Annotated in this window: 18 protein-coding genes and 1 pseudogene; 15 read left to right on the top strand and 4 right to left on the bottom strand. The window is 62.1% G+C overall.

From position 1 onward, the window contains the following. Positions 1-158 precede the first annotated feature (158 nt). Positions 159-461: a hypothetical protein gene (locus AC07RV_RS39015; RefSeq protein WP_431514678.1), complete on the bottom strand. Its 303-nt coding sequence runs from the start codon at positions 459-461 to the stop codon at positions 159-161. On the opposite strand from AC07RV_RS39015, the gene AC07RV_RS39020 reads away from it, so the two are divergent. Then, on the top strand, positions 351-821 hold the full coding sequence (locus AC07RV_RS39020; RefSeq protein ID WP_431514665.1) for an FCD domain-containing protein: 471 nt from the start codon (positions 351-353) through the stop codon (positions 819-821). The genes AC07RV_RS39015 and AC07RV_RS39020 overlap by 111 nt on opposite strands. Before the next feature lie 243 nt (positions 822-1,064). Here AC07RV_RS39020 and AC07RV_RS39025 read toward each other — a convergent pair whose 3' ends face one another. Beyond that, entirely contained in the window at positions 1,065-2,006 is a 942-nt protein-coding gene (locus AC07RV_RS39025; RefSeq protein ID WP_431513444.1) for a LysR family transcriptional regulator, read from the bottom strand. A gap of 118 nt (positions 2,007-2,124) precedes the next feature. On the opposite strand from AC07RV_RS39025, the gene AC07RV_RS39030 reads away from it, so the two are divergent. The 8 genes and pseudogenes from AC07RV_RS39030 to AC07RV_RS39065 all read left to right on the top strand — a co-directional run bounded on the left by AC07RV_RS39030 (position 2,125) and on the right by AC07RV_RS39065 (position 10,573). Next, on the top strand, positions 2,125-3,156 hold the full coding sequence (locus AC07RV_RS39030; RefSeq protein WP_431513445.1) for a dipeptidase: 1,032 nt from the start codon (positions 2,125-2,127) through the stop codon (positions 3,154-3,156). Beyond that, on the top strand, positions 3,153-3,917 hold the full coding sequence (locus AC07RV_RS39035; RefSeq protein ID WP_431513446.1) for an alpha/beta fold hydrolase: 765 nt from the start codon (positions 3,153-3,155) through the stop codon (positions 3,915-3,917). The genes AC07RV_RS39030 and AC07RV_RS39035 overlap by 4 nt, the downstream gene beginning before the upstream one ends. Next, a complete protein-coding gene (locus AC07RV_RS39040) occupies positions 3,914-4,684 on the top strand; it encodes a transporter substrate-binding domain-containing protein (protein ID WP_431513447.1) in 771 nt (256 codons plus the stop codon). Before AC07RV_RS39035 ends, AC07RV_RS39040 begins: the two co-directional genes overlap by 4 nt. 19 nt (positions 4,685-4,703) lie before the next feature. Continuing rightward, entirely contained in the window at positions 4,704-5,669 is a 966-nt protein-coding gene (locus tag AC07RV_RS39045; RefSeq protein WP_444689909.1) for a tripartite tricarboxylate transporter substrate-binding protein, read from the top strand. Between the two features lie 102 nt (positions 5,670-5,771). Continuing rightward, positions 5,772-6,642 (top strand): annotated as a pseudogene (locus tag AC07RV_RS39050) (alpha/beta fold hydrolase). Then, a complete protein-coding gene (locus AC07RV_RS39055) occupies positions 6,639-8,252 on the top strand; it encodes a GMC family oxidoreductase N-terminal domain-containing protein (RefSeq protein ID WP_444689908.1) in 1,614 nt (537 codons plus the stop codon). The pseudogene AC07RV_RS39050 and the gene AC07RV_RS39055 overlap by 4 nt, the downstream one beginning before the upstream one ends. A gap of 61 nt (positions 8,253-8,313) precedes the next feature. Further along, on the top strand, positions 8,314-9,744 hold the full coding sequence (locus AC07RV_RS39060; RefSeq protein WP_431513450.1) for an aldehyde dehydrogenase family protein: 1,431 nt from the start codon (positions 8,314-8,316) through the stop codon (positions 9,742-9,744). 451 nt (positions 9,745-10,195) lie between these two features. Continuing rightward, positions 10,196-10,573, top strand: coding sequence for a type 2 periplasmic-binding domain-containing protein (locus AC07RV_RS39065; protein ID WP_431513451.1), 378 nt, complete (start codon positions 10,196-10,198; stop codon positions 10,571-10,573). A gap of 87 nt (positions 10,574-10,660) precedes the next feature. On the opposite strand, the gene AC07RV_RS39070 is transcribed toward AC07RV_RS39065, so the two are convergent. After that, entirely contained in the window at positions 10,661-11,716 is a 1,056-nt protein-coding gene (locus AC07RV_RS39070) for a GlxA family transcriptional regulator (protein WP_203208067.1), read from the bottom strand. Between the two features lie 87 nt (positions 11,717-11,803). Here AC07RV_RS39070 and AC07RV_RS39075 point away from each other — a divergent pair, with 87 nt between their 5' ends. The 6 genes from AC07RV_RS39075 to AC07RV_RS39100 all read left to right on the top strand — a co-directional run bounded on the left by AC07RV_RS39075 (position 11,804) and on the right by AC07RV_RS39100 (position 17,949). After that, the gene (locus tag AC07RV_RS39075) at positions 11,804-12,502 is read left to right on the top strand and encodes a DJ-1/PfpI family protein (RefSeq protein WP_203208066.1); all 699 of its coding nucleotides are present in this window, start codon (positions 11,804-11,806) and stop codon (positions 12,500-12,502) included. Between the two features lie 29 nt (positions 12,503-12,531). Further along, complete coding sequence (locus AC07RV_RS39080) at positions 12,532-13,746, top strand: ABC transporter substrate-binding protein (protein ID WP_431513452.1); 1,215 nt, start codon at positions 12,532-12,534, stop codon at positions 13,744-13,746. Beyond that, positions 13,746-14,504, top strand: coding sequence for an ABC transporter ATP-binding protein (locus tag AC07RV_RS39085; RefSeq protein WP_209547520.1), 759 nt, complete (start codon positions 13,746-13,748; stop codon positions 14,502-14,504). The genes AC07RV_RS39080 and AC07RV_RS39085 overlap by 1 nt, the downstream gene beginning before the upstream one ends. Positions 14,505-14,506: 2 nt before the next feature. After that, positions 14,507-15,235, top strand: a complete 729-nt coding sequence (locus tag AC07RV_RS39090) for an ABC transporter ATP-binding protein (RefSeq protein WP_203208063.1) — start codon at positions 14,507-14,509, stop codon at positions 15,233-15,235. Further along, positions 15,228-17,138, top strand: a complete 1,911-nt coding sequence (locus tag AC07RV_RS39095; RefSeq protein WP_209547521.1) for an ABC transporter permease — start codon at positions 15,228-15,230, stop codon at positions 17,136-17,138. Before AC07RV_RS39090 ends, AC07RV_RS39095 begins: the two co-directional genes overlap by 8 nt. Positions 17,139-17,253: 115 nt before the next feature. Beyond that, positions 17,254-17,949: a DJ-1/PfpI family protein gene (locus tag AC07RV_RS39100; RefSeq protein WP_203208061.1), complete on the top strand. Its 696-nt coding sequence runs from the start codon at positions 17,254-17,256 to the stop codon at positions 17,947-17,949. 204 nt (positions 17,950-18,153) lie between these two features. Here AC07RV_RS39100 and AC07RV_RS39105 read toward each other — a convergent pair whose 3' ends face one another. Continuing rightward, positions 18,154-19,620, bottom strand: coding sequence for an N-acyl-D-amino-acid deacylase family protein (locus tag AC07RV_RS39105; RefSeq protein WP_203208060.1), 1,467 nt, complete (start codon positions 19,618-19,620; stop codon positions 18,154-18,156). Positions 19,621-19,625 lie beyond the last annotated feature (5 nt).

The following is a 19,625-nucleotide window of genomic DNA, read 5'->3' on the forward strand; positions in this document are numbered from 1 at the left end:
ACCAGCGGGCCATCCTTAGCCACCAAGTCTGAGTGCGAAGTTGCGCAACCAGCTAGAAGCAATACTGAGGCTAGAAGGGCAAATCGAGTGAAGAATCGTCGAGTAGTACTTGATGTCATTCTTGGCGGATGTTGTTTGTCTTCCACTCCGCCGATTGTTCATGATTCTGCGTTTGTGTGCACCCGCTTCAGGACGATCGCATCGCCGTTCTCGCAGAAGTGGAGTCGGCCCACTGGGTGCACGGTGTGCTCTCGCTGCACCTCAGACGCGGCCGTGTCCGGCTCCGAAGGCGTCAGCAGGTGCAGGTACTCAGGCAACAGGCCCATGGCGATCGTGAGGTCCACGGCATCGTGGTTGTCGAGGCGGAGGACGGGGCGCCTCGGCAGCTTCTGCGCGAGCTCCACGAGTGTCTCGAAGAAGGAGATCGTGCCGTCAACAAGCCAGTGATGGAGCTCGATCACTACGCCGCCTACGTGCAGATGAACGACCGCTTCCACTCCGTCATCATGCGAGGCTGCTCGAACATCGCGTTGCAGCGCGTGATGGAGATGCTGGACCGTCAACCCTTTGCATCTCCTAGTGCGATGCTCCCCATGCAATCTTCGATGGAGGAGGGCCATCAATGGATGAGGATCGCCCATCTGTCGCACCATGCGATGGTGCAAGCCATCGAGCGAGGACAGGGTTCTCGAGCGCAGGCCTTGGGAGAGGAACACGTGGAAATCGCGCGAATGAACCTGGACTACGCCCTGGCTAGACCCGAACTGGCGGCGGAGCTCATGCCCGGAATGCGTCTGGTGGCTGGCAAGCGGGGTGTGTAGATAGAGGTCCCAGTACCGGACGCTTAGTGTCGAAATCGACCTTTTCTGCTACGCAACAGGTCTTCAAGCCGGTGTTTGTTTCTTGTTACGTATGAGCCTCTAAGCTGCCGCGCGCGGCGAGCCTGGGCACGTTGATTTCAGGCAACGCACCTCTGGCGAGCATGGGCGTGCATTCCCGGGATATGACTAGCTGTCGAAATGAAAGCTTTCGACGCCTCCCGCTCATTGGTACGTCACTTCAGACTAGATGTTCGAGCTGACGGTCGCCGTGCGTCTCTTTTTTGCCAATCTCGCAGCAATTTCCTCCGATCGCTGACGAACGAGACCGGTGAAAAGCTTCGCTGCTGGTGAAAGCGGGACGCCAGCCAGTGTGATCACGCCGAACTGAAGAGGTCGTATAGGGTCCTCAATCGGCAGAGCGACCACGCCGTCGCCCAAGGGTGCAAACAGCGGGGCAGGTAGCAAGCCCAGAAGGTCGGTCTGGAGCAAGCAAGCTTGGACCACCGTTATCGCGTCGCTGTGCAGCTCGATCGTCGGACGCGGCAATCCATGCGACGCGTACACCTCTTCGATCGTGGAGCGGCGCGCGCTCGTCGCGGCGCCAACCACCCACGCGGCATCAAAGAGATCGGCCAGCCGGCGGCAATCCGCCAACGGGTGACCAGCACGCGCAACTACATGCATGGGATAGGTCACAAGCTGCTCGAAACGGAACGCCTTGGAGTCCTTCGCGCCCGGAGGGATCGGCGCCAGGATCATTTCCAGGCCACCTTCACGCAGCTCGGTGGCCAGATCGTGGAACTGTCCTTCCTTGATCCTCAAAAGGGCACCGGCGGCCTTCGATTGAAATGCGTGGAATAGCGGGGCGATCAGCTCTCGTGCGGCCACGGGAGAGGCACCCAATGCAACCGTCGGTGCGCCACTGTTCGTGATTTGAGCGATATCGGCCTGCGCCTTGTCCATCTGATTGAAGATGATTCGTGCATGACCCAGCAAGGCGTGCCCGACGTTCGTCAATGTGGTGCCGCGCGCGTTGCGTTGCACAAGCGAAGCACCGACCACCCGCTCGAGTTCGGCGATGCGAGCGCCGAGTGCTGGTTGAGTGACGCCCAGCTCCCGCGCTGCGCCGCGAAGGCTGCCCGCGTCGACGAGCGCAATGAGAGCAGAAAGCTGCTGCAGTTTCATTCTTAAGCGGCAGGTGAGTGAAAGGAAAAACTAATCGATCAAGAAAAGTATTGTCTACCAGAAAACTAGGGCTAGCCGTACGCTTCACTGCCATTTAAGACAGAGACACGGAAACAACATGCAAGCTGTACGTGAGCAATCAAGGCCGACGATCGTCAATCCGGTCGGTGCCTCCTGGTTCGAGGACCTTTCTGCCGATTTCCTCGATGAAGCCGTTGCCATGGGCGCGGGCCTAGTGGGTTGCACCAGCAACGACACTTGGGACGACACGCTCGAGTCGATGGAGCACTTGCAGACGGTGAAGCGGGTGGTCGAGTCGCACGGCAAGGCTTTCATCGTCACGTGCCGCGGGGACTTACAGCGCTGTGGGAACGGCGAGGTTGGCGTGTTCCTAGGCTTACAAAACCCCAAGCCCTTGAGCGACAGCCTGAACTTCCTGGAAGCATTCATCGACATGGGGCTGCGCTGCTGTTCGCTCGCGTTCCGCGACAACAGCTATTACGGATGCGGCTTCTCATCGCCGAACGATTCAGGATTGAGTGCAATTGGCGCATTGGCGGTGCGGACCCTCGATCGTCGCGGCGTGGTGATCGACCTCTCCCACGCCGGCGACCGGACGGCGGCGGACGCCATTGCGGCGTCGGATCACCCGGTCATCTTTTCGCACTCCATGTCGCGGGAGCTCATGAAGCGCGGACCCAAAGTCGAATGGGCGGGCATCAAGAACAATGCCGTGCTGCGCGCAGCGCCGAACGAACTGATTGAGGCGGCGGCCAGAAAGGGCGGCGTGATTTGCCCCGATGCACGTATCGCCGGCAGCGTCGAGAACCTGCTCGCGCATATCGAGTACATGGTGGAACTCGTTGGCATCGATCACGTGGCGGTCTGTGCACAGGACGACTGGCACCGTTCCAGCAAAGATGTGCACCGCATCCAACCTTACCTGCCGGGCTACGATTCGGTCGCCGGAAAGAACAAGCGCGAGCTGGGCAACGATTACCGGATCTATCGCATGGAGGACCAGCTGGGTCCCAAGGTGCTAGCTCCCGGCAACCTCGACGTCGCTTTGCGCGCGCGCTTTGACGAAGTCGCAACGGCGAAGCTGCTTGGCGGCAACCTGCAGCGCGTGTTCGACGCTGTACTGCCATGACCGGCGTTGACTTCCAATCTGCGCAGTTGAGTGACACCACGGTGCGCTACCGCCAGGCGGGGCATGGCGAGCCGTTAGTCCTTCTTCACCCGTCGAGCGGTGTGCGGGTGACCCGCGCCGTGAGGGCACTCGAGGCGAGCTTCGAAGTGTTCCAGCCAACGTTTCCCGGCTTCGATGACACCCCACTTCCACCGAACGAGATTGGCGTCGTGGATCTTGCGCGGTGGATGGCGGAGTTCATCGATACGGTGGTGGGCGCACCAGCGATGGTGGCTGGCCACTCTTTCGGAGGATGGGTGGCTTGTTGGCTGGCGGTGGAACACCCGGAGTTGGTGCGGCACCTTGTCCTCCAATGTCCCCTGGGCTTCGGGCCGCTGCTCGCGCCCGCGCCGAACGCTACGCCCGCCGAGCTTCTGGCCCGCACGTACACCCATCCGGAGAAATGCGTGAAGGAAACGAAATCGGAAGCGCTGTTGTCGCGCAACCGCGCGCTGGCCGCGCGCGTTGGGCGTGCTGTCACCGAGGATGCGGAACTGATGCAAAGAATGACTGCGGTCGAGTTGCCGGTTCTCGTGGTGTATGGCGGCAATGATGGTTTGGTCCGACGTTCCGGCATGGAGTGGATTGAAGGCTCGGTGCAATCAGCGCGGCTTGAGACGGTCGACGATGCAGCGCATCACGTCGAATCGGACCAGCCAGAGCGCTATGTCGAATTGGTCGCGGGCTTCGCTCGTGCACATGTGAGCGGTACGCACGCATGACGCAAGAACTCGATGCAGTCACGGCGACGCTGGCTCCTGGCGGAGCGATCACTGCGGCGCTGAATCTCAGCAACAGCCTCTTGAATAGAGGCCAGGACAACGCGGGGGAGTGGCAAGGAGTGGCGCCTGATCTCGCACGTGCGATCGCCAATGCGTTGGGCGTTCGCGTGAACTTCGCTCCCTACCCAACGCCTTCAATGGTGGTGGACGCATTCGGGCGAGGTGAATGGACTATTGCCTTGATCGCGTCAGACCCGGCACGCAGCGGCCGCATCGCGTTCAGCCCGCCTTATGCACAGATCGAGGCGGCGTACATGGTCGCACCCGGCTCGCCCATACAGCGAATGGAGGATGTCGACCAACCGGGGCATCGCGTCGCGGCCTTTCAGGGCAGCGCCTATGGCATCTGGCTGGAGCGCAACCTGCTTCACGCCGACTTTATCGGCTGCGCGAGCTTCGATGAAGCCTTCATGCGGTTGAGATCTGCGGAGGTTGATGTGCTTGCCAGTCTGGTGCCGAAGCTGCAGGAAGATCTCCTGGCCTGGCCCGGGTGCCATGTGCTGGATGGCCCGTTCATGACGGTACAGCAAGCCGTCGCATGCACGGCCGCCAGCCTCGAGTCGGTCGCGTTCCTTTCCGGGTTCATCGACGACGCAAGGAGCAAAGGCATGGTGGCGGAATGGGTCCGAAGGCACCGGGCCAAGGGACTGCGTGCATTGGACGGGTCCACGAAGACTCGCGACGGTGAGCCGATCGGTCAAGTCTAATAAATCAATGGAGACATTCATGAAACGGCCAATCCTTAGAGCATTGATATGCACGCTGTTGGGCAGCGTGCAGCTCGCCAGCGCCAGCGCGCAGACGTTCCCTACCCAGACCATCAAGCTGGTGGTTCCGTATCCGCCGGGCGTCACTCCGGACATCACTGCTCGTGTGCTTGCGGCAAAGCTGGGCGACGTGCTGGGTCAGGCAGTGATCGTTGACAACCGCCTGGGCGCTGGCGGAACGATCGGCGCGGCCGTCGTGGCGAAGGCCCCGGCGGATGGCTACACGATGCTCTATGCGCCCAGTGCGTTGTTGACGATGACGCCGCTCATGTACAAGAAGCTGCCGTACAGCAATGCTGATCTGCAGCCGGTCTCATTCATCGGCTACCTGGGCTACTTGCTCGTGGTGAACAACGATTTTCCGGCCGCCAACCTCAAGGAGTTCGTCGACTACGTGCGTGCCCATCCCAAGGGTGTGCGCTACGCATCCTATGGGATCGGATCCGGCACGCATCTTTCGATGGAGCTGTTCGCCAAACAGGCAGGCTTGCAGATGGAGCACATCCCCTACAAGTCCACGCCCACGACAGATGTGATGTCCGCACAGGTCCAACTGATGCTCGAGCCGTACGGAGGGCAGGCGCTAGAGGTCGTCAAGGCTGGCAAGCTCAAGGCGCTGGGCGTCACCCCCCGGCAACGCTCCCCCGAATGGCCGAACGTACCTTCGATGTCCGAGGTGGCGCCTGGCTACGACGTGCTCGGCGCCTTAGGGATCTGGCTTCCCGCCAAGACACCGACAGCGATCCGGCAAAGATACCTGGAAGCGCTCGGCAAGGTCATGGCAATGCCCGAAGTCAAGGACAGGTTTCGCAGCCTCAGCATAGAGCCAGTCAACACAGGGCCGGCCCCGATGCTCAAGACCATCGAAAAGGAGACTGCGCTTTGGTCTTCGCTGGTCAAGGAACTCGACATCTCGCTCGATTGACGCTGGCACGTCGACGTTAGAGACGTCGATCCTTCGCGGTGGTCCGATACGCGCCGCCGCACGCCAGAACCAACGTTGGCAGCCAAGACCCGAAAGCCCTGAATGCCCTTGCTGAAGAACGATCTCTGCGACATCAATTACGTACGCATCGGCGGTGGCGGCTCCCCGGTTTTGCTGCTCCACGGCGTGTCCCTGGATCTGACGTGGTGGAGTGATCAATTCGCCGCCCTTGGTGCCGACTACGACCTTATCGCCATGGACCTGCCTGGTCATGGTCTGTCCGCCAATCTCGACCGTCCGTTGTCGTTTGAGGTCCTCGCCGATGTGGTCGAGCGTCTGGTTGTCCATCTCGGCGTCGGTCCGGTCCATCTGGTCGGGATTTCGTTCGGGGGGCATGATCGCCCAGACCTTCGCGGTGCGACGTCCCGACCTCCTGCGCTGGCTGACCCTCGTCGCGACCCTGTGTACCTTCGCGGGCCCGGTTCGCCAATTGCTGCTGGAGCGGGCACGCGTCGCACGCGAGGACGGCATGAGCACCATCGCGCGTCTTTCGAACGAACGATGGTTTCCAACGGCTTTTCGCCAGGCACGACCCGACGTGATGGACCGCACAACCCAGACCTTGCAGCGGCAGGACCCTGAGTTCTACGCCTCCATCTGGGAAATCATCGCTGGTCTGGATTTGGAGAACGCGATCACTGTCATCGACCGGCCGACCCACGTCATCGTGGGGGCCGAAGACGCGAATGCACCGCTGGCAGCGGGCCAGCTGATCTCGTCGCGCATTTCAGGCTCGGCCCTGACCGTGATCCCAGGCGCGGGTCACTTCCCGCCGCTGGAGACCCCTGCATTGTTCAACGATGCATTGCTCCGGTTCATCGAAAAGGCCGACTTTGCTGTTGGCCGTGATGTGCAAGCATCGCCCCGACCCCCCTTCGGCAGCCTGACCGAGCGCGAGCACACCTGCCCATGAAACTCGAAGAGTACGACTACATTGTCGTCGGCTCCGGCTCGGCCGGCTGCACGGTGGCTGCCCGCCTGGCCGAAGATGGGCACGCGTCGGTGCTGGTCGTCGAAGCCGGAGGATCGGACAGAAACCCACTGATTTCCATCCCGCTCGCATGGGGCCTGGTGTTTCGACACCGTCTATTCGATTGGGACTACTGGACCGAGCCCGAACAGGCTTTGAACGGACGACGCATCGAGTGTGCGCGAGGCCGAGTGATCGGCGGCAGCTCATCGGTCAACGGCATGGTCTATGCGCGTGGCATCGCGCAGGACTACGACGGGTGGCGGGAGCGATGGGGGCTGGAAGGCTGGGACTTCAATGGCGTGCTGCCGTACTTCCAGAAATCCGAAAGCTGGCCGAAGGCCGGACATGGCGGGCGGGGCAACCACGGTCCCTTGCACCTTACGGAGCTACAGCCTACCGATCCGCTCGTTCCATCCTTCCTCGAGGCCGTGCGTGAAGCCGGGTTCGGTCGTACGGATGACTACAACGGCAGCGACGCCGTGGGATTTGGGGCCATCCAAGCCACCATCTATCAAGGGCGGCGCTGGAGCACTGCAGCGGCCTATTTGAGACCGGCGCTTTGCCGACCCAATTTGCGTCTGAGGACCCGCGCGCTTGCGATGCGAGTCGTCATCGAAAGAGGACGTGCGGTGGGCGTCGAGTGCATTGTTCGGGGAAAGCGTCAATTGCTGCGGGCGCGCAAGGAAGTGATCCTCAGTGCGGGTGTTTTCAATTCGCCTCAACTGCTCATGCTGTCCGGCGTCGGCCCGGCCGACGAGTTGGCACGGCATAGCATCCCCGTCCACGCCGCTCTCTCGGGTGTGGGCCAGAACCTTCACGATCATCTGGCGCTCGAGGTGCGATGGGAGCGACGCGATGAGAGCCCGTTGCGGCGCGCGCTGCGTATCGACCGCGCCGCCCGCGCCGTGTTGCAGGCCTACTTCTTTGGCAACGGCATCGCAAGCACCATGCCTCTTGGGGCGATCGGGCTGGTGCGCAGCCGCCCCGAACTGGAGCACCCCGATGCACAACTGCTACTGGGGACGGCACCGTTGACTGCGAAGCCCTACCTAAACCCGTTCGTGCGACCTTACGTAAATGCCTTCACTGTGAAAGGCATGCTCGTGAAGCCCGAAAGCCGCGGCCGCGTACGGCTGCGCAGCGCCGATCCAACGCAGGCGCCCATGATCGAGCAGCGTCTGCTCAGCGCCGCGCCGGATCTGCGGAGCTCCCGGGTTTTGCTCGAAATGATTCGCGCACTGGGATCGCAACCTGCACTGCAGCGTCACATCGCGAGAGAACTCGCACCAGGTCCGAGCGTGATCTCAGCCGACTCAATGGAGGCCTATCTCCGATCGACCGTCTCGACTTTGCACCACCCCGTGGGCACCTGTCGCATGGGAAGCGAGGGCGATGAAGGCGCAGTGCTGGACGCACGAATGCGCGTGCGCGGCATCGACGGACTGCGCGTGATCGACGCATCGGGCATGCCAGAGATTACGCGTGGGCCTATCAACGGACCCGTGATCATGATGGCTGAGAAGGCCGCAGCTGACATCCTGTCCGGCTGAAGCGCACCGCGCGAGCGGCTGCGTACCAAGAAACACATATCCCCTGTTTGAAAGAAATGCAATGGAACACTGCCTCAAGTTCTATATTGATGGTGAATGGGTCGCGCCGGCGGTCCCGCGCGTGATGGACCTTTTGGATCCGGCGACGGAAAAGCTTAAGGGCCGAGTAGCTCTCGGGTCGGCCCAGGATGTGGATCGTGCGGTCGATGCTGCCACGGCAGCGTTTGAGTCCTTTCAGAACACTTCGCGCGAAGAGCGCTTGGCCCTGTTCGATCGCATCATCACGGCGTTTCGCGCCAGACAGGAAGATGTAGGCCGGGCGGTAACGCGCGACCTTGGAACGCCCACCTGGTTTGCCAGTGGCTACCAGACAAGCATGTCGCTGGACCATTTCATCGAAGCACGTCGACTGCTTGAGACCTACCCCTTTGAGTTCCATCTCGACGGTAACGTCATCCGTCGCGAAGCCTTCGGCGTGTGCGGGCTTATCACGGCCTGGAACTGGCCTGGCCAGCTCATCACGTCCAAGGTCGCGCCAGCCCTTGCCGCTGGCTGCTGCATCGTGCTCAAACCGAGCGAGTTCGCTCCGAACACAGCCGTGTTGCTGGCCGAAATTCTGCATGCGGCAGGTGTGCCGAGGGGCGTGTTCAATCTGGTGCTTGGCGACGGGCCCGGCGTCGGCGCGGCAATTTCCGCGCATCCGCGCATTGACCTGATCTCTTTCACGGGTTCAAAACCGGCAGGAGTGGCGATTACGCGTGCGGCCGCTGAGACCGTCAAAGCCGTGCATCTGGAGCTTGGTGGCAAGTCGGCCAACATCATCTTGCCAGATGCGGATCTTGCGGCGGCCGTTGCAGATGGCGTCCACCGATCCTTCATCAATTCAGGTCAAAGCTGTATCGCTCCGACGCGTATGCTCGTGCATGAGAGCAGAATGGCCGACGCGGTTGGGATCGCGCGTGAAACGGCCATGAACGTGACGGTGGGTGACCCATTCGACCCCAAGACGCGCTTGGGACCGGTAGCGAACGCAGCTCAGTACGAACGCGTCCAGACAATGATCCAAGCCGGTATCGATGACGGCGCGACGCTCGTGTGCGGTGGACTTGGTCGGCCGCAGGGTATTGAACGCGGTTACTTCGTGCGGCCTACTGTCTTCAGCGATGTCACGCCTCGCATGCGCATCGCACAGCAGGAAATTTTCGGACCGGTTCTCTCCATAATGAGCTATCGCGACGAAGATGACGCGATCTGCATTGCCAATGGAACGACCTACGGTTTGGCGGGCTATGTTTTCTCGGCGGATCTACGCTCTGCCGCGCGGGTAGCAACGCGGCTTAAAGCCGGGCGCATTTTCTTGAACGGGTCGCCGACGAACCCCAGGGCGCCCTTCGGCGGATACAAGCAGTCCGGAAACGGGCGTGAATGGGGAGTGTTCGGCTTAGAGACCTTTTTGGAGGTGAAGGCGGTACTTGGTCAGTTGACCGTGTGACGAGGAGGCTGGCGAGTGACATAGCGCGTGATGTCAATGCGAAAGCCCGCTGATCATGACGTCGAGTTGCCTGCCAATGAGATTGCGGCCTTGCCGGGGGAGATCTAGCCTGATGCACTGCTGTTTCTCGTGTCTTCCCCTTGTGTCTCCCGAACTTGTATGACGGGACGATCATGGTCGCCGGAGGCGAAGACCAAAGGACTGCTCCCAAACATTCAACCACCTGCTGCGCACAATGTCCATGCTGGCAGCGGGCAGTCAAAACTCGCACCCGAAAGCGTTGTTGGATGCATAGGTGAACGCCGAAATCGCCGCGTTTGAGGCCGGAGGCAAAACGCTTAAGAAACCGCTCCTACCGACAACAAGTCCGTCGTCCCAAGCCTCCTACGCTACCCGACAACTTGGGTGGATTTCAATCGGGGTATCGCGCTGACGCAGCGAAGATACGCTGATGGGTGTGCATGACATTTCAGTCCAGCGCGTCCTTAATCCGGGCGGACGTTCTGCCACCGGATCGCTCTACGAAGAGTGGTTTCGCGATGCAAGCATCAGCTCCACCAACCGCATCGTGAGCAACAGCCTGACACCCGTTGTTGGAAGTACGGTCTCTGGCCTCGGCGTCGCGTATCTTCCGCAAGCCTGCCTGCAGTCAATGCTCGATCTACGGATGCTGGAGGGTCTGCAGGTCTTGCCACCTGTGCCTGATGCAGGGTTCGCGGCGGCTCGCAAGGCTGATTGCCACGCTACCGTCATCCACATGCTCGTTGAAACAGCCCGCGAATCTTGCGACTTTGGACAAGCTTTTCAGGCTAGCGAGCAGCCTTCTTAAGCAAGCTCCTGGTCACCAGCCTCCCTCGACGAAGCATCAGGGGCCCTCCGCCTACCCAACTCAGAACGGCACTGCTGGTGGACACCTTCAAACAACACGCTGGCTTGCCAGCACTCCTTGTGCCGCGGGATCCTGCGCGTAGTTCGTACTTTTGCCATCCGGCCGCGACGCCGCTTGCGTGCGGCAATGCAGTTCGCGGAACAGCAGCGGTGTCATGCCGAAGCGCCGCTCGAAGGCTTTGGACAGCTGTGCGCCCGTGAGGTAGCCTGTGCGCGCCGCGATCTCTTTCAGTGACATGCCGGCCGCGAGCAGGTTGCGTGTCTGGTCCAGCCGCAGCGTCTCGACGAAATGCGCGGGCGTCTCGCCCGTACTTTTGGTGAAGCGGCGTAAAAAGGTCCGCTCGGACATCGCCACTCTCTCGGCCAGGCGCGGCACGTCGAGCTGCTGCGTGAGGTTCTCGCGCATCCAGTCGATCAGAGCTGCGAAGGGTGCATCGGCATGCGACTGCGCTGTCAGCACCGGACTGAACTGCGATTGGTAGCCGGGCCGGCGCGCATAAAGCACCAAGCGCTTGGCGATCACGTGGGCGACGGCATTGCCCAGGTCTGCGGCCACCATTTCCAGGCTCATGTCGATGCCCGTGGTAACGCCAGCGGAGGTCCACAGGCGCCCATCGTTGACGAACAGCGCGTTGGTGTCAACGGATACCCCAGGGCAGCGCTCGGCAAGGTTGCCACAGGCCGACCAATGGGTGGCCACGCGCTTTCCCTCTAGCAGGCCGAAATGTGCCAGCGCGAAAGTGCCGGTGCAGATGGAACCGTAGCGGCGCGCGCTCCTGCTTGCCTTGACGGCCCATCTGCGCACGGCATCGATGGCCACTAACTGCTGCAGGCCCGAATCATCGCCGCCGGCGATCAGCAAGGTGTCGACCTCACTGGCGGGCAGCTCCTGGACCGGCCGGGTCACCATGGCCACGGCGCTGCTGGTCTGCACGGTTCCGCCGTCGGCCGAAAGGATGTGCACCTTGTAGTGGGCCTTGCCCAGCGCGTCGTTGCCCGCCTCGAACACCATCGCCGGACCCGTCACGTCCAGCACTTGGCAGCCCGGAAAGGTCAGGATCGCAACGTTCAGCGGGTCAGACATTTGGCGGATATTAGCCTGCGTTTGTCATTTACGCCAAAGCTGACGGCTCCAACAATTCGCCATCAACACGACGCCTACAACAGATTCATGACAAACCCTCTGCAAATTGGATTTCTGGTCTTCCCCGATGTCACGCAGCTCGACCTCACCGGCCCTGCGCAGGTGCTCAGCCGCGTGCCGGGTGCCCGGGTCCACCTGGCGTGGAAGACGCTCGAACCCCTGAAGACAGACGTGGGCTTCAGCCTCAACCCGACCACCAGCTTTGCGGATTGCCCGCCCCTGGACGTGCTGTGCGTGCCTGGTGGTATGGGCGTTGTCGGGCAGATCAATGATGCAGAGACGCTGGCCTTCCTGCGCCAGCAGGGCGCCAGCGCGCGCTACGTCACATCTGTCTGCAACGGCTCACTGCTGCTGGGCGCGGCGGGGCTGCTGCAGGGTTACCGGTCAACCTGCCACTGGATGTGGCGGCATTACCTGACGCAGTTCGGCGCCGAGCCTGTGGCTGCGCGCGTGGTGCGTGACCGTAACCGCCTTTCAGGCGCCGGGGTGACCTCTGGCATCGATTTCGCTTTTACCTTGGCCACCGAACTGGCCGGGGAAGAAGCAGCGCGAATGATTCAGTTGGGCCTCGAGTACGACCCTCAGCCACCGCTGGACAGCGGCTCACCGGAAAAGGCCGGGGCCGATCGCGTCGCACGGGCGCGTGCGGTGCCGGCGGCATGGCTGCGGGACGTGGCTGAACCGCAGATTGCACAGGCCGCGCGCCGGCTCGCCACTATTCCCTGATCTCGAACCCACATCTCGAAGGAAGCCCCATGACACTCCGTACCTGCACCCTCGCGGCCGCATTGCTCACAGCGCTGCCATCCTTTGCACAGATCTCGGACGGCGTCGTCCGCTTGGGGGTCATCAACGACCAGTCCGGTCCCTACGCCGCGCTGACTGGCCCGGGTTCCGCGCTTGCGGTGCGCATGGCCGTGGAGGACATGAAGGCACAGCTTGGCGACACGAAGGTCGAAGTGCTGGTCGCCGACCACCAAAACAAGCCCGACGTAGGGCTGACCATCGTCAAGCGCTGGTTTGACGTGGACAAGGTGGATGCCGTGCTCGACATCGCCAATTCTGCAGTGGCGCTGGGCGTACAGTCCGTCATCAAGGAAAAGAACAAGATTGCGCTGTACGGCATCGTTGGCACGACCGAACTGACCGGCAAGCAGTGTGCCAAGACAGGCTTCTCATGGGTGCACGACTCCTACGCGCTGGTTTCCGGTCCCGCCCGCACCCTGACCAAGGCCGGGCACGACAGCTGGTACTTCGTGGCGGCCGATTTCGCATTCGGCAAGAACATGGTGCAGGAAGCCAAGAATTTCGTTAACGCCAGCGGCGGTAAGGTCGTGGGCGAGGTCTTCCATCCCATGGGCACCTCGGACTACAGCTCCTTTCTACTGCAGGCCCAGGCATCCAGTGCGAAGGTCGTCGCCTTTGCCAATGCCGGCGCGCAGTTGGTGAACTCGATGAAGCAATGGAAGGAGTTCGGCATGCAGGACGGCAAGCAGCGCCCCGTCTCGCTGTTGCTGTCGATCACCGATGTTCACGCGGCCGGTATCGATGTGATGCAGGGCCTGTCCGGCACCTCCGCTTGGTACTGGGATCGCAACGACGACACGCGCGCGTTCGCGCGCCGATTCTTCGAGCGGCACAAGGCCATGCCCACCGAGTCGCAAGCTGGCATGTACTCCGCCACTACGCACTACCTCAAGTCCGTGCTCGCCATCAAGACCGATGCGACCGATGCGGTGGCCGCGCAGATGCGCAAGACGCCGGTGAACGACATGTACGCGAAAAACGCCACATTGCGTGACGATGGCAAATTGGCGCACGACTTCCTCCTGGTCACGGTGAAGTCCAAGACTGAATCCAAAGCCGCATGGGACTACTACAAGATCTCCGCCGTCATTCCTGCGAGCGAGGCCTACATCCCTCTGGCCCAGAGCGACTGCCCGCTGGTCGTGGCCGCCAAGGCGAAGTGATGCAGTCCGCCATCGGTGGATCGACCGTTCTCGTTGCGCGCGGCCTCACGCGTAGCTTTTCGGGCTTCACGGCTGTCAAGAACGTGGACCTTACCGTGAAGCACAACACTGTGCATTCCGTGATCGGCCCCAACGGCGCTGGCAAGAGTACGCTGTTCAATCTGCTCACACGCTTCCTGGAGCCAGATGCGGGCAGCATCGTCTACCGCGGCGCGGACGTCACGCGAATGCCGCCCGCGATGTTGGCGCGCCTCGGCGTGGTGCGCTCGTTCCAGATTTCCGCGGTGTTTCCGCATCTCACGGTGGCGCAGAACGTCTGCGTGCCGCTGCAGCGGCTATCGGGCTTGCAAAAGGTGTTCTGGCGCTCTACCTCATGCCTGAGCGCCTTGGACGACAAAGTCCATGGGCTGCTGCACCAGTTCGGCCTCAGCGATTGGGCCGATACCCTCGCGGGCGAACTGCCGTACGGCCGCAAGCGCGCGCTTGAGCTGGCGACGACCTTCGCGCTGGAGCCGGAGCTCGCGCTGTTGGACGAACCGATGGCCGGCCTGGGCACGGAAGACGTGGCGCGCGTCACTGACCTCATCGCCGCGCAAGCCGGCGCGCGGACCATCGTGATGGTGGAGCACAACCTCAAGGTGGTCGAGCGGCTGTCCGATACCGTCACCGTGTTATGTCGCGGAGAGGTGCTGGCAGAGGGAAGCTATGCGGAGGTGGCTGCCGACCCGCGCGTGCTCGAGGCCTACATCGGACACTGAATATGCACGACATCCACGACACACAGGCCCTCCTCGACGTGCGCAAGCTCAGCGCAGGCTACGCGGGCAACCAAGTGCTCGACGACGTGCAGTTCCATTTACTGCGCGGCGAGGTCGTGACGCTGTTGGGCCGCAACGGCGCAGGCAAATCGACCACGCTCAAGTGCCTGATGGGTTTCATCGCCGAGAAGACAGGCAGCATCACTTTCGAAGGCCAGCCCATCGTGCGTTGCCCTCCCGAGCAGATCGCCAAACTCGGCATGGCTTACTGCCCCGAGGAGCGCGGCATCTTTTCGCAGCTGAGCGTGCGCGAAAACCTCCTGCTGCCGCCCGTGCTGCGCGATGGCGGGCTCTCGCTGGACGAGGTGTACGCGCTTTTCCCCAACCTTCGCGAGCGCAGCGCCAGTCAGGGCACCAAGCTCTCGGGCGGCGAGCAGCAAATGCTGGCTATAGGCCGCATTCTGCGGACCGGGGCGAAGACCCTTCTTTTGGATGAACCTAGCGAGGGCTTGGCACCCGTAATCGTCAAACTCATAGCGCGCACCGTGCTGGAACTCAAGCGCCGCGGCTTCACCATCTTGCTGGTGGAGCAGAACCTGCGCTTCGCCGCAGAACTGGCCGACCGGCACTACGTCATGGAAACCGGCCGCGTGGTCGACATGCTGACGCGTGAAGACATGCAGCGCGACACTGGCCGCGTCGAGGCTTATTTGGGGATGGGACATGCTTGAATCGTTGGGACTGCTTTCTCCCGCGCTGTTCGGTCAGCTGTTGCTGGGCCTGATCAACGGCTCCTTCTATGCCATGATGAGCCTGGGCCTTGCCATCATCTTCGGCTTGCTCAACGTGGTGAACTTTGCGCATGGCGCGCAGTACATGATGGGCGCGTTCACGGCCTGGATGCTGCTGCAGTGGGCAGGTATTCCGTACGGGTGGGCGCTATTGCTTGCGCCTTTGATCGTGGGCCTTTCGGGTGTCGTGTTGGAGCGCTTGTTCGTGCGCCGGCTCTACCACCTGGACCATGTCTATGGGCTGCTGCTGACCTTTGGCATCACGCTCATCGTGGAGGGTCTGTATCGCAAGGCTTTCGGGTCCGCCGGGCTGCCTTACGCCAACCCCATGCCGGGTGGCTTGCGCACAGGTCTGGGCTACCTGCCCTACTACCGGCTCTGGGCGCTGTTTGCTTCGCTGTTGATCTGTCTGGCCACCTGGTATCTCATCGAGAAGACCCGGCTCGGGGCTTACCTGCGCGCCGCCATTGAGCGGCCCGATCTTGTGCGCAGCTTCGGCATCAACGTGCCGCGCATGGTCACGCTGGTTTACGGGTTCGGCGTGGGCTTGGCGGGGCTGGCCGGCGTGTTTGCCGCGCCTATCTACAACGTCAGCCCGACCATGGGCTCCAACCTCATCGTAGTTATCTTTGCAGTGGTAGTAATCGGCGGCATGGGCTCGATCAAGGGTGCCATTGTCACTGGTTACTTGCTGGGCCTGACAGAGGGCTTGGTGCGCTACTACTACCCACCGCTTTCGGACACCGTGGTTTTCATCATCATGGCGGCGGTGCTGCTCATCAAGCCGGCGGGTCTGTTCGGCAAGGGCGCTATCGCGCAGCACGCCAGCACCGCGCTCGACAGCAAGCCGCGCCGGATGCCTCAATGGAGAGCCCCGTTCCGCTGGGCGTTCCTGGCATTGGCGCTGGCGGCGCTGGCCACGGTGCCGTTCGTGCTGTACCCAGTGTTTCTGGTCAAGGTGCTGTGCTTCGCGGTGGCCGCCAGTGCAGTCAACCTGCTGCTGGGTTACATGGGCGTGCTGTCGTTCGGCCACGCCATGTTCTTCGGCTTCGCGGCTTACGTGGCCGGATACCTGGCCAAGGTCTGGGGCGTTACGCCAGAACTGGCCATCCTAGGGGCCACACTGGTGGCCACGGCTCTGGGGGCCGTGGTGGGGCTGCTTGCCATTCGTCTGCAGGGCATTTACTTCGCGATGTCGACGCTGGCCCTGGCGCAAATGGTCTACTTTTTTTGCTTGCAGGCGCCTTTCACGCATGGCGAAGATGGCATCCAAGATATCCCGCGCGGCATGGCTTTCGGCGTCTGGGACTTGAAGAGCGATCTGTCGGTCTATTTCTTCGTGCTGCTGGTATGCGGTGCGGCCTTGCTCATGGTCGCGCGACTGGTGCATTCACCTTACGGCCGCATCGTGGCCGCCGTGCGCGACAGCGAACCGCGCGCTGTCTCGCTGGGCTACAACGCCAACCGCATCAAGCTCTCGGTGTTTGTGTTCTCCGCTGCCATCACCGGTTTGGCCGGCGCCACTAAGGCCATTGCGGTACAGATCGCCACGTTGACCGACGTGGGCTGGCATATGTCGGGCGAATTGCTGTTGATGACTCTCGTAGGTGGCCTCGGGACCATCGTTGGCCCCATCGTTGGCGCGCTTGCGCTCATCAGTATGCAGACCTATATGTCTGAGCTACAGGATTGGGTGACCGTTGCGCAGGGCCTGGTGTTCTGCGTGGTGGTGCTGGCTTTCCGCGGCGGTATCGTGGGCAGCCTGGCGGGATCGTGGCGTCGGCCTTCGCAGCCGTCTGCACGTCAGGTGCTGACGCCTGCGGCGGAACCGACGATCCGATAAACACCAACAACAACGGCCACCATGTCTGGCCATGTAGAGCGCGGTAGGGGTTTCACGTGCACAGTGGGCATACCGCAACGACTTCTCACCAACGCCTGAGTGCAGGCTCCATGCTATGAACTCCAAAACTTCCCTACAGATCGGCGTGCTCGTGTTCGAGGGCATGACCTCGCTGGATGCGCTCGGACCCTTTGAGGTGCTGGCGCGTACGCCCGACAGCGTCTGCCACTTGGTCTGGAAAAGCCGCCAGCCAGTGAAATGCGACACCGGCCTGCTCGTCACGCCAACCATGTCGTTCTCCGAGGCGCCGCAGTTGGACGTGATCGTTGTGCCTGGGGGGCCAGGTCAAAACGATCTGATGGGCGACGACGAACTTCTGGACTTCTTGCGCCGGCAGGCACCTGGCGCGCAATGGGTCACCTCGGTCTGCACTGGCTCGTTGCTCCTGGCGGCGGCCGGGTTGCTCGATGGCTACAAGGCCACCTGCCATTGGCTGTCGCTCGACTTCCTGCGGATGTTTCCTGTGCTTGTCACGCCGCAACGCGTGGTGATTGATCGCAATCGCGTCACCGGCGCCGGCGTGACCTCGGGGCTTGACTTTGCTTTCGTATTGCTGGATCTGCTGCGCGGTGAGGATGTGGCCAAGAGGCTGCAACTGATGTTGGAATACGACCCGGCGCCGCCCTTCAACAGTGGGCACCCGAGCGTAGCGGATGCGGACACGCAGGCCGCGGTGAAGGTGATGGCAGGGGCGATGCTGGCACGACGGGAAGCCGCGTGTGTAGAGGCCGTGCAGCGCAAAGCCGACTAGCAGATTCGACAGGTCTGCAAATTACGAACTTGTCTCGCGAGAGGTCGGTATGACACTGGCCGAATCTGAAGACAACGGCAGCAAACTGGCATACGTCGAAACCCTGAGGTTTTTCCGCGGCCGCTGAGCACTGTATCCAGTGCCCGCGTTGCCGCAGGCACACGCGCCTGGCCCTGGCAGTCCGCGACCCCGCGCGCGATTCGGCTACGGGCCTTCGACCGTTGCCGATGCTCGGCACAGCACTGCGCCGCGTCGTGCGCCGGTGTGAGCTCCCGCGCTCCAGGTCAGCGACCCATTGACGACGACGTGCGCGATGCCCTCCGCCGCCAGAGTCGGGTTTTCATAAGTCGCGCGGTCCTTGACCGTGTCGGCGTCGAAAACGACCAAGTCGGCATGGTGACCCTGCTTGATCTCGCCCCGATCGAGGAGCCCGAAGTTGCGAGCTGTCAGACCGGTCATCTTCCAGACTGCCGTCTCCAGGGGGAAGAGGGACAGATCGCGCGAGTAACGTCCCAGCACCCTTGGAAAGGTACCCCACAACCGAGGATGGGGTTTGTTGCCGACGGGGATGCCGTCCGAGCCGATCATGGTTTCATCAAAAGCCATGATCTTCTGCATTTCGGTCTCGTCGATGAAGTGGTAGATCGCTGTACCGGGTCGCAGGCGTTCTGCAGCCTGGACGACGGACACACCCCATTCCTGCGCGATGTTGTCGAGGTCACGCCCGGCACACTCTGGATGCGGCTCGCTAGAAGCGATGGTGACCCGGTTCTTCAGCATGTCCGGGTCAGTCAGGATCATGGTGGAACCGGCGGTGTAGGGATAGCAATCCAGGCAGACCGGCTGCTTCTTCATGGTCTCGAGGATGAAGGGCAGCGTTTCGCGCGTCAGGCCGAAGTTGGCGCTGTGCATGACCTTGTGGTGCGAGACAAGGACTGTCACGCCCAGCGTGCGGCCGATGTGGAACGTCTCCTCCAGCGCGTCCATGACGCGATGGTCCTCATGTCGCATGTGGGTCACATACATGGCGCCGTGGCTGGCAAGCGGAGCGCAAACGCCGAGCACCTCCTCGGTGGTTGCATGCCGGGCTGGTGGATACCAGGTTCCGGTTGAAATTCCCAACGCGCCGGCTGCAAGTGCCTCCTCCAGCAGCAGCCGCATCTGGGCCACCTCGTCCGGCGTGGCGGCACGGTCCAGCGAATCCATCACGACGGCGCGCAAGGTGGTATGGCCGACCAACGGGACCACGTTCACGGACGATGGCGTGGCGCGCAATGCTGCCAGATAGGCTGCGAAGGTGCTGTAACGCTGGCTCGGCGGAGTCTGCAGGATGTCGATGGGCGAGGGCAAATGCATGTCGGTCTTCAGCGGCGCCGCGCTGAGTCCGCAATTCCCGGTGACGACCGTGGTAACGCCTTGCGAAACCTTAAAAATCATCTCCGCCTGGGACAGCACCGCTTGGTCATCGTGCGTGTGCGAGTCGATGAAGCCGGGAGCCACGATCATGCCCGTCGCGTCCAGGACCTCGTCGGCCGTGTGTGATCGCAGATCGCCCACCGCAGCGATACGGCCCTGTCGCACCCCCACGTCGCTGACGAAGCGAGGCGCTTTTGATCCGTCAATGACGGTGCCTCCGCGCACCAAAAGGTCGTAGTGTGGATATTTCGGCATAGATT

This window comes from Variovorax sp. GW821-FHT09B01 (assembly GCF_059418345.1).

Bases quoted from the DNA above. Each gene is read 5' to 3' on its own strand.
- AC07RV_RS39105 (WP_203208060.1), bottom strand. From the start codon at position 19,620: ATGCCGAAATATCCACACTACGACCTTTTGGTGCGCGGAGGCACCGTC.
- AC07RV_RS39080 (WP_431513452.1), top strand. From the start codon at position 12,532: ATGACACTCCGTACCTGCACCCTCGCGGCCGCATTGCTCACAGCGCTG.
- AC07RV_RS39065 (WP_431513451.1), top strand. From the start codon at position 10,196: ATGGGTGTGCATGACATTTCAGTCCAGCGCGTCCTTAATCCGGGCGGA.
- AC07RV_RS39025 (WP_431513444.1), bottom strand. From the start codon at position 2,006: ATGAAACTGCAGCAGCTTTCTGCTCTCATTGCGCTCGTCGACGCGGGC.
- AC07RV_RS39100 (WP_203208061.1), top strand. From the start codon at position 17,254: ATGAACTCCAAAACTTCCCTACAGATCGGCGTGCTCGTGTTCGAGGGC.
- AC07RV_RS39060 (WP_431513450.1), top strand. From the start codon at position 8,314: ATGGAACACTGCCTCAAGTTCTATATTGATGGTGAATGGGTCGCGCCG.
- AC07RV_RS39040 (WP_431513447.1), top strand. From the start codon at position 3,914: ATGACGCAAGAACTCGATGCAGTCACGGCGACGCTGGCTCCTGGCGGA.
- AC07RV_RS39085 (WP_209547520.1), top strand. From the start codon at position 13,746: ATGCAGTCCGCCATCGGTGGATCGACCGTTCTCGTTGCGCGCGGCCTC.
- AC07RV_RS39035 (WP_431513446.1), top strand. From the start codon at position 3,153: ATGACCGGCGTTGACTTCCAATCTGCGCAGTTGAGTGACACCACGGTG.
- AC07RV_RS39095 (WP_209547521.1), top strand. From the start codon at position 15,228: ATGCTTGAATCGTTGGGACTGCTTTCTCCCGCGCTGTTCGGTCAGCTG.
- AC07RV_RS39075 (WP_203208066.1), top strand. From the start codon at position 11,804: ATGACAAACCCTCTGCAAATTGGATTTCTGGTCTTCCCCGATGTCACG.
- AC07RV_RS39070 (WP_203208067.1), bottom strand. From the start codon at position 11,716: ATGTCTGACCCGCTGAACGTTGCGATCCTGACCTTTCCGGGCTGCCAA.
- AC07RV_RS39090 (WP_203208063.1), top strand. From the start codon at position 14,507: ATGCACGACATCCACGACACACAGGCCCTCCTCGACGTGCGCAAGCTC.
- AC07RV_RS39030 (WP_431513445.1), top strand. From the start codon at position 2,125: ATGCAAGCTGTACGTGAGCAATCAAGGCCGACGATCGTCAATCCGGTC.
- AC07RV_RS39055 (WP_444689908.1), top strand. From the start codon at position 6,639: ATGAAACTCGAAGAGTACGACTACATTGTCGTCGGCTCCGGCTCGGCC.
- AC07RV_RS39045 (WP_444689909.1), top strand. From the start codon at position 4,704: ATGAAACGGCCAATCCTTAGAGCATTGATATGCACGCTGTTGGGCAGC.